General features: G+C 65.1%; 14 protein-coding genes. 3 read left to right on the forward strand and 11 right to left on the reverse strand.

Features of this window, described 5'->3' with window-relative positions:
* Positions 1 to 9: 9 nt before the first annotated feature.
* The 5 genes from DV704_RS03770 to DV704_RS03790 are packed head-to-tail and all read right to left on the reverse strand — an operon-like array spanning position 10 to position 6,098.
* Positions 10 to 2,298, reverse strand: a complete 2,289-nt coding sequence (locus DV704_RS03770) for a methyl-accepting chemotaxis protein (RefSeq protein ID WP_114798231.1) — start codon at positions 2,296 to 2,298, stop codon at positions 10 to 12.
* A gap of 8 nt (positions 2,299 to 2,306) precedes the next feature.
* Positions 2,307 to 4,544, reverse strand: coding sequence for a methyl-accepting chemotaxis protein (locus DV704_RS03775; RefSeq protein WP_114798232.1), 2,238 nt, complete (start codon positions 4,542 to 4,544; stop codon positions 2,307 to 2,309).
* Entirely contained in the window at positions 4,541 to 5,293 is a 753-nt protein-coding gene (locus tag DV704_RS03780; protein ID WP_114798233.1) for an MHYT domain-containing protein, read from the reverse strand. Before DV704_RS03780 ends, DV704_RS03775 begins: the two co-directional genes overlap by 4 nt.
* Before the next feature lie 12 nt (positions 5,294 to 5,305).
* Positions 5,306 to 5,737, reverse strand: a complete 432-nt coding sequence (locus DV704_RS03785; RefSeq protein ID WP_114798234.1) for a chemotaxis protein CheW — start codon at positions 5,735 to 5,737, stop codon at positions 5,306 to 5,308.
* 1 nt (position 5,738) lies between these two features.
* The gene (locus DV704_RS03790) at positions 5,739 to 6,098 is read right to left on the reverse strand and encodes a response regulator (protein ID WP_114798235.1); all 360 of its coding nucleotides are present in this window, start codon (positions 6,096 to 6,098) and stop codon (positions 5,739 to 5,741) included.
* A 134-nt stretch (positions 6,099 to 6,232) separates the two neighbouring features.
* Here DV704_RS03790 and DV704_RS03795 point away from each other — a divergent pair, with 134 nt between their 5' ends.
* Positions 6,233 to 6,649: a universal stress protein gene (locus DV704_RS03795; protein ID WP_114798236.1), complete on the forward strand. Its 417-nt coding sequence runs from the start codon at positions 6,233 to 6,235 to the stop codon at positions 6,647 to 6,649.
* On the opposite strand, the gene DV704_RS03800 is transcribed toward DV704_RS03795, so the two are convergent.
* Positions 6,646 to 6,978, reverse strand: coding sequence for a dolichyl-phosphate-mannose-protein mannosyltransferase (locus DV704_RS03800; RefSeq protein ID WP_114798237.1), 333 nt, complete (start codon positions 6,976 to 6,978; stop codon positions 6,646 to 6,648). The genes DV704_RS03795 and DV704_RS03800 overlap by 4 nt on opposite strands.
* Positions 6,979 to 7,029: 51 nt before the next feature.
* Positions 7,030 to 8,520: a glycerol kinase GlpK gene (gene glpK / locus DV704_RS03805; protein WP_114798238.1), complete on the reverse strand. Its 1,491-nt coding sequence runs from the start codon at positions 8,518 to 8,520 to the stop codon at positions 7,030 to 7,032.
* Between the two features lie 64 nt (positions 8,521 to 8,584).
* On the opposite strand from glpK, the gene DV704_RS03810 reads away from it, so the two are divergent.
* The gene (locus DV704_RS03810) at positions 8,585 to 9,802 is read left to right on the forward strand and encodes a Gfo/Idh/MocA family protein (RefSeq protein ID WP_114798239.1); all 1,218 of its coding nucleotides are present in this window, start codon (positions 8,585 to 8,587) and stop codon (positions 9,800 to 9,802) included.
* On the opposite strand, the gene pstB is transcribed toward DV704_RS03810, so the two are convergent.
* The 4 genes from pstB to pstS are packed head-to-tail and all read right to left on the reverse strand — an operon-like array spanning position 9,799 to position 13,597.
* Positions 9,799 to 10,620 carry a phosphate ABC transporter ATP-binding protein PstB gene (gene pstB, locus DV704_RS03815; RefSeq protein ID WP_199489930.1) on the reverse strand — a complete coding sequence of 274 codons (822 nt, stop codon included), beginning with the start codon at positions 10,618 to 10,620 and terminating at the stop codon, positions 9,799 to 9,801. The genes DV704_RS03810 and pstB overlap by 4 nt on opposite strands.
* 10 nt (positions 10,621 to 10,630) lie before the next feature.
* Positions 10,631 to 11,464, reverse strand: coding sequence for a phosphate ABC transporter permease PstA (gene pstA, locus DV704_RS03820; protein WP_114798240.1), 834 nt, complete (start codon positions 11,462 to 11,464; stop codon positions 10,631 to 10,633).
* Between the two features lie 11 nt (positions 11,465 to 11,475).
* Positions 11,476 to 12,459, reverse strand: a complete 984-nt coding sequence (gene pstC / locus DV704_RS03825; RefSeq protein ID WP_114798425.1) for a phosphate ABC transporter permease subunit PstC — start codon at positions 12,457 to 12,459, stop codon at positions 11,476 to 11,478.
* A gap of 58 nt (positions 12,460 to 12,517) precedes the next feature.
* A complete protein-coding gene (pstS, locus tag DV704_RS03830) occupies positions 12,518 to 13,597 on the reverse strand; it encodes a phosphate ABC transporter substrate-binding protein PstS (protein WP_114798241.1) in 1,080 nt (359 codons plus the stop codon).
* Positions 13,598 to 13,737: 140 nt separating this feature from the next.
* Here pstS and DV704_RS03835 point away from each other — a divergent pair, with 140 nt between their 5' ends.
* Positions 13,738 to 14,286: a molybdenum cofactor guanylyltransferase gene (locus tag DV704_RS03835; protein ID WP_114798242.1), complete on the forward strand. Its 549-nt coding sequence runs from the start codon at positions 13,738 to 13,740 to the stop codon at positions 14,284 to 14,286.
* Positions 14,287 to 14,326: the final 40 nt, after the last annotated feature.

Here is a 14,326-nt window from a genome sequence, read left to right on the forward strand (position 1 = left end):
AGGGGCTCCTCAGGGTAGGCGGAAGCGGGCCAGCCCGCGCAAGAGCTGGGCCGACAGGGCGCGCAGGCGCTGGGCCAGCTGCTGCCCGGCCTGGCTTTTTTCCCCGGTGCGCTGGGCGGTCTGGGCAATCCTGTGCACCGCCTGGTCGACCCGCTCCACCGCTTCGGCCTGGCTTTGGGCCAGGTGCGAGATGGCCTGGGCCAGGTGGGCCGATTGGGTGGCAAGCCGGCCGATCTCCTCGAGGCGGCGGCCGGCGCTTTGGGCCAGGGTGTGGCCGGTTTCCACCTCGCGCGCCCCCTCCTGCACCCGCTCGACCACCCGGGCGATTTCGCTTTGCACCTGCTGCACCATCAGGTTGACCCGGCTGGTCTCGCGGGCCGACTCCTCCGCCAGCTTGCGGATTTCCTCAGCCACCACAGCGAAGCGCCGGCCCGCGGCCCCCGCCCCGGCAGCCTCGAAGGCCGCGTTCAGGGCCAGCAGGTTGGTCTGGGAGGCGAATTCCTCCAGCAGCCGGGTGATCTGCTCGATCTCGCTAGAGCGCTGGGCCAGGCCCTCCACGCTTTGGGCCATGGACTGCATCTGGGCCCGAATCTCGTCCATGCCCAAAAGGGTCTGGGCCACCACCCGCTGGCCTTCCTGGGCGGCCTCGAGGGTCTTCTGAGCCGCCTCGGCGGCCTGGCCTGAGCTGCTGGCCATCTGGCGGATGCCCTGGGTCACCTGCTGGGTCTGTAGCTGCACCTGGCCGACCTCCTGGGCCTGCTCGAGGGCCCCGCTGGCGATGGAGATGGAGAGCTGCTCCATCTCGCTGGCGTTCTGGTTGACCGTCTCGGCTACCGCCCTCACCTCTTTGAGCAGGAGGCCGATCTCCTCCACCGTCAGGTTGACCGCGTCGACCACGCTGCCCAGGATGTCGCCGCTCACCTCGCCCCGGCGGGTCAGGTCGCCCTTGGCGATTTCGGTGGCCACGTCCAAAAAGCGGCGCACATTTTCCTGCAGCAAAAGCCCCCGCTGGCGCTCCTCTTCCTGCCGCTCCATGAGGCTGCGCAGGGTCAGAATGGACTGGTTGAGGGTTTTGCCCACCAGCCCGAGCTCGTCGTTCGAGCGCAGCCGCACCAGTGAATCGAGGCTGCCCTGGCCTAGCTGGGTGGCGGTTTTGGTCAGCTCGCGCACCGGGGCCAGGATGGAGTTCAGCACCCCCAGGATCAGCCACAAGGACAAAACCAGGGCGGCCAGCACGATGAACAGGCTGAGCACCTGGTTGTTGACCAGGCGGCCCAGGCGCTGTTCTAGCAGGGCGTTGAGCTGGTACAGGCCCACAGTCTGCACGGCGAAGTAGGCCTCGATGGGCCGGCTGAGCTGCTCGTGAAACTGGGCAGCCTCCAAACCAAAGCGCCGGCTGAGCACCTCCCGGCGGGCCAGCTCGGCAGCACCCTCGGTGATGGCCCGGGCCGAGGAGACCTGCTCGGCTAGGGTGCTGCCCAGCTCGGGGTTAGCGTTCAGGGCGTTCTGGATGGAGCGCTCGAGCGAGGCGGTGACCGAGGGAATTTCCCAGGGCTGGGGGGTGCGGCTGGCCAGGGCAGCAAGCAGACCGCCCAGGCGCCTCTCCTGCTCGGGGCTTAGGCTTTTGGACCGGAGGGCGCTGCTGCCCAGCACCTGGGTCAGGCCTAGCACCTCTAGAACCTGGGGCAGGCGGTAGACCACGCTGTCCGCCAGCCAGTAGACCTGGACCGTGGGGTCGAGCAGCAGGTTGGAGCGGAAGGCGATTTGCTCGCTTAGGCGGTTGAGCTCCTGGATGAGCTGGGCGTGCTCGCGGGGGTCGCTGCCGGGATTCAAAAGAGCGTTCCACCGGGCCCGGAGGGCCTCCAGCGGCTGAATGAGATCGAAGGGGTCGGCTTCGTTGCGGGCAAGCTGCTCGAGCGAGGCAAAAGCCCGGTCGACCTCCTCAGCTTTCTGCTGCTGTAGCGGGGTCGAACCGCCCAGGGCCACCAGGCTCCGGTGTTCAGAAATGGCCTTCGCCAGGCTACCGGTGTGCTGGAGAAACGCCACCCCCTGCTTCTCAGCCCGGACGAAGTTGATCTCAGCCTGCTGCTTTAGCACCAGCGAAACAAGCAGGTAGAAGAGGGGAAAAAGGAGGGGCAGGACCAGTAGGGCCAGCTTGTAGGGGATGCGCAGGTTGCCAAAGAACCCCGTGTTGGGGGCCTCCAAAATGCCAGCGTCAACCCGCACCTTGCGGGGCTGGGCCCCCAGAAGTCCTACCTCCCTGACCTCGACTTCGCGCAGTTCACGTTGCAAGGCCATAGGGCTCCTTACGCGGGCAGACGGAAGCGGGCCAGGCCCTGGGTGAGCTGATGCGCCAGGCTCTGCAGCTCCTCGGCGGTTTGGCGGCTTTTGCGGCTTTCCTCGTCGGTTTGCAGAGCGGTGTCGTAGATGCTCTGCACCAGATGGGTCACTTCCTCCACCCGTTCCACTTGCTTTTCCGCGTTTTCGGTCAGGAGGCGGGCGGCCTCAGCGGTTCGCTGGGCCAGGGCAGCGATCTGCTCGAGCTTCTGCCCGGCTTCGGTGGCGATGCGGTAGCCCTGCTCCACCTCGCGGGTTCCCCCCTCCACCGAGATCACCACGCTTTGGATCTCGCTTTGGATGCCCTTGACCAGCAGGGCCACCCGCTGGGCGGCCCGGGCTGCGTCCTCAGCCAGCTTGCGCACCTGGTCGGCCACCACCGCGAAACGGGCCCCGGCCTCCCCGGCCCCAGCGGCCTCGATGGCCGCGTTCAGGGCTAGCAGGTTGGTCTGCTTGGCGATGCGGGAGATGGTCTCGACCACCTCGGAAATCTCCAGCGAGCGGTCGGAGAGCCCCTTGATGCTCTTGGAGATGCTTTGCACCTCGCGGCGGATGTTCTGCATGCCGCCCAGGGTGTTCTGCACCGCCCCCTGGCCCTCCAGCGCGGCCTCCTTGGCCTGCATCACCAAAGCGGTGCCCTCCAGGATTTGTGCGGCCATCCGGCGGATCTCGTCGGTGGTGTCCAGAGCCTCGATGCGGGCCCGGGCCGAGAGCTCGGCCTGGGACTCGGCCTTCTCCTGCACGCTTCTGGAGCTTTCGGCCATCCTTGCTGCCCTCTGGTTCACCATCTCGGCGGCCTCGCGCACCTGCTTGAGCAGGTAGGCGATCTCCTCCACAGTCAGGTTAACCGCGTCCACCACGTTGCCCAGCACGTCCTCGGTTACCCGGCCCCGCTTGGTCAGGTCGCCCTGGGCAATTTCCATGGCCACGTTCAGGAAGGCCGCGATGTTCTCCTGCAGGATTCGGCTTTGCCGCAACTGCTCGGCGTCGGCCTCGGCCTTGGCCCTGAGCTGGACCACGGTCTCGTTGAAGGTGCGGGCCAGCGAGCCCAGCTCGTCGGAGGACTGGATGGGCACCTGCACGCTCAGGTCTCCCCTGCGCAGCCGGGTAGAAGCGGTGAAGAGCTGGTTCACCGGGCGGGTGATGGAGCGGACCACCGTACCGGCCAGGGCAAAGGTGAGGGCCAGGGCCAGCGCGATACCGATGAAGATCAGAAGCTGCTCCCGCAGGATACCGGCGATGCGCTGGCTCAGCAGCCCCTCTAGCCGGGCCATGAGGGCTTGGTTGTAGGTCTCCAGGCTGCCCAGCGCCTTGTCGAAGGTCTCGGCGTAGATGCGGGGGTCCAGGTCCAGCCGGGGCGGCAGGGCAACCTCGCGAACAGCCAGGGCGTAGGCGTCCCGCACCAGGGGGTCGGTGCGGGCAAAGTCTTCTAGCAGGGCCTCGAGCCGCGGGTTTTGACGGTAGGCGGTCTCGAGCTCCCGCGCCAGGTCGTTGAGGCTCTGGCTCATCCGGCGGGCCATGGCGTTGAGCTCAATCCGCTCGCTCACGCTAATCGAGCCCCGGCTCAGCGCGTACTGCCCCAGGTTGCGCACCCGGCTGAGCTCCAGGTAGAACTTGGGAAGGGTGTCAGCGATGGATTGGTCTAGATAGTGGATGTCGCTGGCAGGCAGCATAGTCAGCCCCGAAGAGTGGCTCACCTCTTCCATCAGCTCGCGCAGAGTCTGGAGGAGAAGCTGGTTGGCCTCGAAGCTGTTCAGGACGCTGATGGTGGGGCCCTGGGTCTTGATACGCTCCCAGTCGTAGCGCACCTGGGCAATTTTCTCGGTCAGCCCCCAGCCCCAGCGCTCACCTAAGTTGGTGTTGAGCTCCTGCAGTTGCGCCAGTGCCTCGTCGGCTCGGGCGGCGATGGCCTCGAGCCGGGGGTCTTTCCGCTCGAGGGCCCGCTGGTGCTGGTCGATGGCAAAGAAGAGCTGCTGGGCCAGGCGCAGGTAGCCGAGGGCGGTGTAGGCGTTGTAGCTGGCGTCGAAGCGCTGCTGGTTTTCGCGGTAGAGGGCCAGGGTAATGAGCCCGATGGGAGCGAGGAAGGCCAGGCTGATTAGAAGGAGCTTTTGCCAGATTTTAAGCGAGCCCAGGAGGCCGCCGCTGCGGAAGATTACGGTCTCCGCTGGGAAGGGGCGTAGGGTGGGTTTGGGTCTTGACCGGATCACGTCTCGACCTCCGGGCCGCGCTCGGCTGCGGCCTCCAGCATGGCGCTGGCGAAGAGCGGCAGGGCGGTGAGGGTTACGGCCAGCAGAATGAACAGGTTGAGCGAGAAAAGTCCGTGGACCGCGGCCATGCTATGGCTTTGCTCCACCGGGGTGAATCGGGCGGCCAGCATGGCGGTGTAGTGCATGAAGGGGATGGCCAGGCCGGTCAGGGTGGTGGTGAGGAGGTAGCGGAAGCGGAAGCGGCTGAAGAGGGCGCTGGTCAGGGTCCACATCCCGAAGGCGCCCAGGACTACCGCCACCAGCACCGATAGCACCGCCAGCAGGGGGTCGAAGCTGAGACGGGCCTCGAGGCGCATGGCCAGCATGCCGGTATAGTGCATGGCCCCGATGCCCGTTCCCAGAAAGAACCCCGCCCCCAGCACCTGCAGGGGGCCCACCCTGGGGGTGCGCACCAAGTGGAAAGCCGCCGCAGCGCCTAAAATGGCCCAGACGACCGAGAGCAGGGTGAGCAGGGGGTCATAAGCAGCGACCAGGCTCTCCAGCCGCAGGGCGGTCATGGCGGTGAAGTGCATGGCCCAGACCCCCATTCCGTAGGTGCTGGCGCCCATCCAGAGCCAGGCAGGGTGCTTGCTGCCCTGGCGCAGGCGTTCGATGATGACCAGCGCCGCATACGAGGCGAAGATGGCGATGACGAATGAGGCGCCCACCAAGAGGGGGTCGTGCTCGATGGGAAGATGATTGGCTTGCATCTTGCTCCTTTCCTAATTTGCTATGGCCGTTCTGGGGGCCATGGCCTGGGCGAGGTGGGCGAAGAGGGCGGGGATGTCGAGGAGCAGTATCGTTCGGCCCCCTTCTTCCAGCACGTGGCTGAAAAAGGGGGGCTCGGCCTGCCCCGGTCGGACCGCTGGGTTGCTCACCAGCCCCACCACCTCGTCAATGGAGAAGGCCAGAACCTGCCCCTCGAAGGCCACCAGGGCGGCCAGGTTGGCCGCGGCGGGCGCTGTTTTTAGGAAGGAAGCCAGGTCGAAGACTGGCACCACCTGTCCTTGGTGGGCCATCAGCCCCCGCAGGAAGGGGGGGGTCAGGGGCACAGGGGTCAGGCGGGCGATATCCAACACCTCCTTGAGGCCCTTGGGCTCAAGGCCCAGCAGGATGGGGCCCAAGCGCAGCACCCAGACCTGGGAGAAAGCCATACTAGACGAGCAGTTCTTGCACGGCCTGGCGCAGGGCTTCGGGGGTGTAGGGCTTGGTCAGGTAGCCGTTGGCCCCCTGGCGCTTGCCCCACTCAATGTCGGTGGGCTCACCTTTAGAGCTGATGATGAGCACGGGAATGTGCCTGGTGGCCTCGTTGCGCCGCAAGGAGCGCAGAATTTCGTAGCCGTTACGTCCGGGCATCACCACATCCAGGAGAACCGCATCGGGTTTTTCAGCCTCGATGTGGCGCTCCACGTTCTCGCCGCCCTGGTAGAGCACCACCTGGTGCAGGGGCGAAAGGATGCTCTCGATGAGCTTTAGATCGGCCATTGAGTCGTCCACCGCGATGAGTTTGGCCATCTTGTCCTCCAGTTTCGCGGGGCTGTAAGGTGGCGTGCCCCCGTAAGGCAGATGCTACACCGGACGTTACTTGGGGTCGGTGATGGATGAACCGCCTGTTTTACTGGGGGCGTTACGTGGGTTTAAAATTCGGTGTGTTCCAGTTGATTTTGCTGGCCTTCGACGGTTCAACGCATGCCCAAAAAGCGGCCACCCTAGCGGCCGATCTGGCCCGCCGCTACGGGGCTCGCCTCCTGGTTTTGCACGCCTTCGATCCGGTTCCCGACTACTTAGGGGAGCCCTTCTTGCAACAAGCCATCGCCCGCCGCACCGAGGCGGCAGAGCGGGTGGCGGCGGAAGCGCGGGTTCTGTTGGAGGGGCTGTCGGACCTGGAGATAGAAATACTGGAAGGCCCCCCAGCGGAGGCCATTTTGAGGGCGGCCGAGGTGCGCCAGCCCGACCTGATTGTGATGGGCACTCGAGGTCTAGGGCAGCTCAAGGGGCTGCTTCTGGGCAGCCAGAGCCAAAAAGTGCTGGCCCACGCCCCCTGCCCGGTGCTCCTGGTGCGCTAGCGCTGCAGGCGTTCCTGTAGGGCCCGGGCCAGCTCCTCGGCCTTGGCTTTGGCCTGCTCGGCGGCCCGCTGGGCCTGCTCGCTCAGATGCTTGAGCTTGTCGGGGATGCCGTCGCCGTCCTGGTCCAGGCTGGCCTTGAACTCCTCGAAGCGGGCCTTGGCCTCCTCAGTGGCCTGACGGGCCTGCTGAAGGATGCTCTCCAGGGCGTCGGGCACCCCGTCTTGGTCCTTGTCCAGATGGGCCTTAACCTCGTTTAGCTTGCTTTCGGCTTGCTTCAGGGCGTTTTCCGCTGCCTCCCGGGCTTTTTGCGCCAGTTCCCTCAGGTCCATAGTTCCCCCCAGGCCCCATCCTAGCACCGGATTATGGTGTGGGTGTGAAGCTCAGGCCTCGGCCCATCCCCGTGCTCGCTCCACGGCCCGCCTCCACCCCTGGTAGAGCCGTTCGCGCTCTTTTTCGTCCAGGCGGGGGCTGAAGCGCTCTTCAACCTGCCAGCGCTGGGCAATCTCCTCCTGGGTGAGCAGCCCGGCCCCTACCGCGGCCAGGTAGGCGGCCCCTAAGGCGGTGGTCTCGGTTACCCTGGGCCGCACCACCGGGGTGCCTAGGATATCGGCCTGGAACTGCATCAGAAGATTGTTCGCGCTGGCGCCTCCGTCCACTCTGAGCTCGGAGAGGCCAAGGCCGGCGTCGGCCTCCATCGCCAGCAGCACATCCCGGCTTTGGTAGGCGATGGCCTCGAGGGCTGCCCGGGCGATGTGGGCGGCGGTGCTGCCCCGGGTCAGCCCCACCAGGGTGCCGCGGGCGTAGGGGTCCCAGTAGGGGGCCCCAAGCCCCACGAAGGCCGGCACAAGGTAGACCCCCTCGGGGCTTTCCACCTGCCGGGCTAGGGCCTCGACCTCGCTCGAGCGCCGTATGATCCCCAGCCCATCCCTGAGCCACTGCACCACGGCCCCCGCAATGAACACCGAACCTTCCAGGGCGTACTCGGCTGATTTTCCCGCTAGCTGCCAGGCCACTGTGGTGAGCAGACCGTTTTGAGAGACCACCGGTTTAGAGCCGGTGTGCATCAAAAGAAAACAGCCGGTGCCGTAGGTGTTCTTGGCCATCCCCGGGGTGAAGCAGGCCTGGCCGAAAAGGGCGGCCTGCTGGTCGCCGGCCACCCCGGTGATGGGGATGGCCGCCCCCAAGAGCTCGGAAATGCTTTGCCCCAAGCTGCCCGCCGAGGGGCGCACCTCGGGCAGGAGGGCTTTGGGGATGCCCAGGATGTCCAGCAGATGCTCGTCCCAGGATAGGGTGTGCAGGTTGAACAGCAAGGTGCGCGAGGCGTTGCTCACATCGGTAGCGTGCGTCTGGCCCCCGGTCAGGTTGTAGATAAGCCAGCTATCTACGGTGCCAAAGCAGAGTTCTCCTCGCAAGGCTCGTTCCCTCAGCCCGGGCACGTTTTCCAGGAGCCATGCTAGCTTGGTGCCGGAGAAGTAGGGGTCGAGCACCAGCCCGGTTCTCTCGCGAAAGAGCTTTTCGTGTCCCCCTTTCCTGAGCTCCTCGCACATGGCAGCGGTGCGCCGGTCCTGCCAGACGATGGCCCGGTAGACGGGCTTGCCGGTGTTCCGTTCCCACACCACCGTGGTTTCCCGCTGGTTGGTGATGCCCATGGCCAGGATATCTCTCGGCTCGACGCCAGCGCGCCGGATGGCCTCCCGGGCCACCTGGAGCTGGGTCTGCCATATCTCCAAAGGGTCGTGCTCGACCCAGCCGGGCTGGGGGAAGTGCTGGGTGAACTCCTGCTGGGCCATGGCGACGGGGTGCCCCTGCAGGTCGAAGACAATGGCGCGGCTGCTGGTGGTTCCCTGGTCGAGGGCTAGGATGTGGGCCATACTCCCTCCGCCTGGGATTCTACACCGCCCGCCTTCTTTCAGATTTTAGATTTATAATCTAAACATGAAGCGCAACAAGGAGTTTGCCAACCGCCTCCATGCTCTCTCCCCCCGCTTTGCCTACATCCCTCCAGAGGACCGCTTTTTGATGCATCCAGGGCCCCTCAAATACCGCTTCAACGTCATCGGTGCTGGGGTCAACGGCCAGGAGCACATCGCCGTGACCCAGCTCGAGGGCCGCTGCACGGTCCACGGAGTCTACGACCCCAACCCCTCGAGCGTGGAGGGAGCCCGCCGGGTCAAGGCCCGGTTTACCGATGAGCCCCTGGTGGTCTACGAGAGCCTCGAGGCGGCCTGTTTCGACCCTGCGGTGGACGCCCTCATCATCTCCACCCCCAACCACACCCATCTGGAGGTGTTGCGGGTGGCGGTAGAGTCGGGCAAGCACATTCTGCTGGAAAAGCCCATGGCCACCAACATCCCCGACGCCTACCAGGTCTGGCAGATGGCCCAGAACTACCCCAAGGTGCTGCAGATTGGCCTTCAGTACCGCTACAAGCCCATCTACGTTGAGGCCCTCCACGAGGTCAAGGTGCGCCGGAGCATCGGCGAGGTCAAGACCCTGAGCATTGTGGAGCACCGCGAGCCCTTCTTGGATAAGGTGGGGCAGTGGAACAAGTTTTCCTGCTACTCGGGCGGCACCCTGGTGGAGAAGTGCTGCCACTACTTCGACCTGCTAAACCTCTTTGCAGGGGCGCGGCCGGTGAGCGTCTATGCGGTGGGCAGCCAGGCGGTGAATTTCAAAGATTTCGAGTACAGGGGAAAAAAGTCCGATATCCTCGACAACGCCTTCGTGATCCTGGAATACCCCAATGGGGTGCGGGCCAGCTTTAACCTCTGCATGTTCGTCCCCATGTTCTACGAGGAGATCGTGGTTTGCGGGGACGAGGGGCGGCTTAGGGCCTGGGAAGGGGTCAACGGCCAGGCCTACTCCCGCTGGGCCCACTACCTCGAGGTCATCTGCCTGCCCGACCGCACCTCCCGTACCACCACCCCCAGCTATCCGGCCTTCATAGAGGAGACCGGGCACAGCGGGGCCACCTACTACGAGCACCTGCGCTTCATCGAGGCCTTGGATGGCAAGCCCTCCGGCGCGGCCAGCGCCGAGGAGGGCTTTTGGAGCGTGGTGGTGGGGGTGGCCGCAGAGGAGTCGATCCGGCGGGGAGAGAAGGTCTCCATCGCCGCCTTGTTGGCCGAGCACGGCTTGGGCCACCTGGCCTAGCCGAAGCGCCCGGTGATGTAGGCCTCGGTGCGCTTGTCCTTGGGGGTGGTGAAGAGCAGGCTGGTGGGGCCGAACTCCACCAGGTCGCCGTTCAGGAAGAAGCCGGTGTAGTCCGAAACCCGGCCGGCCTGCTGCATGTTGTGGGTCACAATCACGATGGTCACGTGGTTTTTGAGGTCGGTAAGCAGGTCTTCGATGGACTGGGTGGAGATGGGGTCTAAAGCGCTGGTGGGCTCGTCCATGAGGAGGACCTCGGGCTCAACCGCCAGGGCCCGGGCAATGCAGAGCCGCTGTTGCTGCCCCCCGGAGAGGCTCATGCTGGGGGCGTGCAGGCGGTCTTTTACCTCATCCCAGAGCGCAGCCTGGGTCAGGGCCCGCTCCACGGCTTCGTCCAGGAGCGACTTCTTGCGAATCCCTACCAGCCTGAGCCCTGCCACCACGTTGCCGTAGATGGAAAGGGTGGGGAAGGGGTTGGGTTTTTGGAAGACCATCCCTATTTTGCGCCGCACCTCCACCGGGTCTACACCAGGGTCGTAGACGTTGACCCCATCCAGCAGCACCTCGCCGGTTACCCGGGCGTAGGGGGTCAGGTCGTGCATGCGGTTGAGGGCCCGCAGGAAGGTGGTCTTCCCGCAGCCCGAAGGGCCGATCAGGGCGGTGATCTTGTTGGCGTAGATGGGCATGTTCACCTCGCGCACGCCGGCTTTCTGCCCATACCACACCGTTATTCCTCGAACCTCGATGCGGGTTCGTGGGGGGGGTTCAGAAACCTCGTGGGGGTGGAATTCCGAGCGGGTGGGGGGACCAAAATCGTTCATCGCTTGAACCTCACATCCGTCCGCGGGTAAACCAGCGGGCCAGCAGACTGGTGATCACCACCAGCGCCAGCAGCACCACCGCTGCGGCCCAAGCCTGACGGTGCCAGTCCTCGTAGGGGCTAATCGCGTAGGCGTAGAGGCGAAGCGGGAGGGCGTCCATCGGTTTGGAGAGATCCAGGGTGAGCAGGGTATTGCCAAAGGCGGTGAAGAGCAAAGGGGCGGCCTCACCCGCGGCCCGGGCCGTGGCTAGCAGAAGCCCTGTGACCACCCCGCCCCGAGCGGCGGGCAGCACCAGCGAGAGGATAACCCGCCAGCGGGGCAGGCCCAGAGCAAGTCCAGCCTCGCGGATGTTCCAGGGCACCAGCTTGAGCATGCTCTCGGTGCTTTTGGCGATGATGGGAACCATGATGAAAGCCAAGGCCACCGCACCGGCGAAGCCCGAGAAGGAGCCCTGGGTCTTGACCACGAGCACGTAGGCCAGCACCCCCTTCAGGATGGCGGGCATCCCGTTCAGGGTATCCGAAAGCAGGTGCAGGGTGGGGTTGAGCCGGTTGTCGGGGTACTCGGCCATCAGGATACCCGCCCCGATGCCGAAGGGAATGGCAAGGAGCAGGCCAGTCCCGGTGATGACCAGGGTGCCCACAATGGCCGGGGCCATCCCCCCGCCCAGCTCGCCCGGGGGCCTAGGGCCTTTGGTAAAGAAGTCCCAGTTAAGGGCGGAGAAGCCGTTGATCAGGGCGAAGCCCAGCACCAGGGTAAGGGGCAAGGCGGCCAGGATGGTGCCCAGAATAACCAGCAGCAGCACCAGCCGGTCGCGGGTGTAGCGGGCTTGTAGGCTGCGCATGTTTTCTCCTCCTAGACTCGCTGCTCGCTCACCTTGAGCTTGTTGAGTATGTAGCTGGCGGTCGCGTTGACCAGGAAGGCGATCAAGAAGAGGTAGAACCCAACCCCGATGAGGGCCGAGTAGTGCAGGTCCTCTACCGCTTCCTTAAGCTCCAGGGCGATGACCGCCGGCATGGTGGAAGCAGGGCCAAAAAGCGTGTAGGGGAGGAGGTTGCCATTCCCGATTACCATAGCGATGGCCATGGTCTCGCCCAGGGCCCGCCCCAGGGCCAGCATGGCCCCTGCGAAAATCCCCCCTCGGGCATAGGGCAGGATCACCATCCGCATCACCTCCCAGCGGGTGGCCCCCAGGGCGTAGGCACCCTCCCGTTGAGCGGTGGGGACGAGCTGGATGGCGTCGCGGGAGAGGGCTGCGGTGAAGGGGATGACCATGCTCGAGAGCACCACAATCCCGGTGAAAAGCCCGTAGCCCGCGGGGTTTCCCAGGTAGCGGGTAAGCCAGGGGGCGTTCTCAGCAGCCCACAAAAAAACGGGCAGATAGAAAACATCTCTCAGAAAAGGGGCCAGCACGAAAATGCCCCAGATGCCGTAGACCACGCTTGGGACCGCGGCCATTAGGTCCACCAGGTAGTTGATAACTCCAGCCAACCAGCGCGGGGCGTACTCGGCGGTGAAGATGGCAGCAGCTAGGGCTACGGGCACCGACAGGACCAGCGCGGCAAAGCTGGTGATGAGGGTGCCCACCACGTAGGGCCAGATGCCGAACTCGAGCCTGAGCGCCGGGTCCCAGGTGGTGCCGGTTAGGAAACCCCAGAAGCCCTCTTTGGCAATGGCCTTGGATCCCCCCATGTATAGGTAGTACCCCAGCCCCAGGGTGAGGGCAATGATGCTGAGGGCCAGGAGGAGGATGATGACCAAAAAAATTCGGTCGCCCAGCACCCGGTAGATGGCCGGGGTTCTTCGTTTGATAAGCGGGGTTTGTGTAGCCTGTTGCATGCGCACGCCTTCAGTTTAAATGGGGTAGGGGCTTCTGAGCCCCTACCCTAAGCGCCCTCTACTGCCCGACGATCTCCTTGCCAATGGGCTTGCCCTGATAAGTGATGCGGGAAATCAGGGCCAGCGCGCGGGCCTGGGCCACATCGGTGAGGCGGGCATAGGTCAGGGGCTCGTTGAACTTCTGCCCCTCGGTTACGATCCACTTGAGGAGCTGCACGAAGGCCCGGGCCTCGGCCTCGCTCCTGAAGGCTTTATTCTTATCGAGCTGCTCGTAGACCAGGATGTAGGCGAAGCTGGAGATAGGGTAGCCGTCGGGGGCGTTGGTGTTGGTGAGGGAGATGCGGGCATCCCCGGGCAGCACCACGTTGGCCGCAGCGGTGATGGAAGCCAGATCGGCCATTATGAAGCGGCCCGCCTTGTTCTGCACGGCCCCGTACTGGATGCGGTTCTGGATGGCGTAGGTCACCTCGTTGTAGCCGATGGCCCCGGGGGTGTTGCGCACCACCCCTGCCACCCCTTCGTTGCCGCGACCGCCCACCTTGTTGGGGGCTAGCCAGTTCACGCTGTTGCCCCGGCCCACCTTCTGGGCCCACTCGGGGGAGACCTTGGTGAGGAAGTCTGTGAAGACGAAGGTGGTGCCCGAGCCGTCGGAGCGGTGGACCACGGTGATGGGCAGGGCAGGCAGGTTGACCCCGGGGTTCAGGCGGGCGATGGCCGGGTCGTTCCAGGTTCTAATGTTGCCCAGGAAGATGTCGGCCAGCAGCTCACCGGTGAAGTTCAGGCGCTGGGTGACGCCGGGCAGGTTGTAGGTGGGTACCACCGCGCCCAGCACGAAGGGGATGTTGAGGGCCGGAGAACCGGTGTTCCTGCGGATATCGGCCATCTGCTGGTCGTTGAGGGGGTTGTCGGAGACGCCGAAGTGCACGGTTTGCTCGATGAACTGGCGCTGTCCACCCCCTGAGCCGATGGCCTGGTAGTTGACCCTGACCTGGTTGTTGGTGACCTTCAGGTACTCATCGAAGTACTTGGAGAGCACCGGGAAGGGGAAGGTGGCCCCGGCCCCGGTGAGGCTCACTTGGGCCAGGCCGGTGCTGGCCAGACCCAGCAGGGCTGCGGTGGCAATCAGTAGGTGCTTCATCTTGTGCCTCCTGTGATGCGGGGTGCTTGAACACCGCCGACGCACCTAGCTTGTCAGCCTAGTGTCATGCAGATGTCAGGAAGGCGGAGAAAAGCCCATGAAAAAAGACTTTTTGCTCCCTTTGGGCTAGGATGGTCTGGATGCGCTGGAGCGGGGCCATTCTGGCAGGAGGTTGGTCGCGTCGCTTTGGTCGGGACAAGGCCCTCTACCCCTATCGGGGCCAGCCCTTGCTGGCCTGGGTCTGGGAGGGGATGGCCGAGGCCAGCGAGCGCTTTGTGGTGGCCAACCGCCCCTACCCGGGCTACCGGGTCTGTCCAGACCTGCAGGGGGGAGGGGGGGCGCTCTCGGGGCTGCACGCGGCCTTGGTCCACGCTCGCTACGACTGGGTGGCGGTGGCGGGCTGCGATCAGCCGTTCCTTTCGGTGGCCTACTGGCGTTTCATGCGGGACCAGGTGGCCCCAGGGATTCAAGCCGTGGTGGCGGGCTCGGCGGAGGGCTTGGAGCCGCTTGGAGCTCTGTACCACCGCTCGCTAGAGGAGGAGGCAGGCCGGTGCCTGGAGCTGGGATATCTCGGCCTGCGGGCCCTGCTGCGGAGGGTCTCCTGCCTGGTGGTGGACAGAGGAGTGCTCGAGGCCCGCTTTGGCCCCCACCTTTTCCTGAACGCCAACCGCCCTGAGGACCTGCCCTAGCCCCTACCTATGTGCCTCACCCGCAAACCGGTAGAATAAA

It is taken from the genome of Meiothermus sp. QL-1, assembly GCF_003351145.1.
Lineage (GTDB): Bacteria > Deinococcota > Deinococci > Deinococcales > Thermaceae > Meiothermus.

What these genes read in the sequence shown, in the direction of transcription:
- DV704_RS03770 (WP_114798231.1), bottom strand. Translation starts at nt 2,298, where the DNA reads ATGGCCTTGCAACGTGAACTGCGCGAAGTCGAGGTCAGGGAGGTAGGA.
- DV704_RS03780 (WP_114798233.1), bottom strand. Translation starts at nt 5,293, where the DNA reads ATGCAAGCCAATCATCTTCCCATCGAGCACGACCCCCTCTTGGTGGGC.
- DV704_RS03785 (WP_114798234.1), bottom strand. Translation starts at nt 5,737, where the DNA reads ATGGCTTTCTCCCAGGTCTGGGTGCTGCGCTTGGGCCCCATCCTGCTG.
- DV704_RS03790 (WP_114798235.1), bottom strand. Translation starts at nt 6,098, where the DNA reads ATGGCCAAACTCATCGCGGTGGACGACTCAATGGCCGATCTAAAGCTC.
- DV704_RS03800 (WP_114798237.1), bottom strand. Translation starts at nt 6,978, where the DNA reads ATGGACCTGAGGGAACTGGCGCAAAAAGCCCGGGAGGCAGCGGAAAAC.
- glpK (WP_114798238.1), bottom strand. Translation starts at nt 8,520, where the DNA reads ATGGCCCACATCCTAGCCCTCGACCAGGGAACCACCAGCAGCCGCGCC.
- DV704_RS03810 (WP_114798239.1), top strand. Translation starts at nt 8,585, where the DNA reads ATGAAGCGCAACAAGGAGTTTGCCAACCGCCTCCATGCTCTCTCCCCC.
- pstB (WP_199489930.1), bottom strand. Translation starts at nt 10,620, where the DNA reads ATGAACGATTTTGGTCCCCCCACCCGCTCGGAATTCCACCCCCACGAG.
- pstA (WP_114798240.1), bottom strand. Translation starts at nt 11,464, where the DNA reads ATGCGCAGCCTACAAGCCCGCTACACCCGCGACCGGCTGGTGCTGCTG.
- pstC (WP_114798425.1), bottom strand. Translation starts at nt 12,459, where the DNA reads ATGCAACAGGCTACACAAACCCCGCTTATCAAACGAAGAACCCCGGCC.
- pstS (WP_114798241.1), bottom strand. Translation starts at nt 13,597, where the DNA reads ATGAAGCACCTACTGATTGCCACCGCAGCCCTGCTGGGTCTGGCCAGC.
- DV704_RS03835 (WP_114798242.1), top strand. Translation starts at nt 13,738, where the DNA reads ATGCGCTGGAGCGGGGCCATTCTGGCAGGAGGTTGGTCGCGTCGCTTT.